At 40.1% G+C, this 382-nt stretch carries 1 pseudogene; it reads left to right on the top strand.

Annotated features, from left to right (window positions below):
• Positions 1 to 382 (top strand): annotated as a pseudogene (locus tag D1831_RS14760) (hypothetical protein); the annotation flags it as partial.

Genomic DNA, 382 nt, shown 5'->3' with positions numbered 1-382 from the left:
CTACTTAGTATCGTCAATCAAAAGCAGGATCAATCTATTTCTGATTGGAAAGCTGATACTTATTTATGTGAATTAGCTGAAAATTTGGAGCTCACGGATAATCAAGTTGACGTACTTGTTGAGAGCATCCAGCATGACCAGTTAATCTTGGATAAACGTTTAAACGATACTCAAATAAAAAAACAAACTAAGGACCTGGCCGCAAAAGCTGCGGCCGTTGGAATTCCTTTAACCGCCCTCTACTTTTCAGGTACTGTTGGGGTAAGTGCTGCTGGAATCACATCTGCATTAGCAACACTTGGATTCGGTGGAATTTTAGGTTTGTCAGGTATGGTGTCTGGAATTGGAATTTTAATTCTTGCTGGTACTGCGACCTATAAAG

This window comes from Lactiplantibacillus garii, from assembly GCF_003885105.1.
In the GTDB taxonomy this organism is placed as follows: domain Bacteria; phylum Bacillota; class Bacilli; order Lactobacillales; family Lactobacillaceae; genus Lactiplantibacillus; species Lactiplantibacillus garii.
The sequence above is the reverse complement of the archived record's forward strand: the minus strand, read 5'-3'. Positions and strand labels throughout refer to the sequence as shown.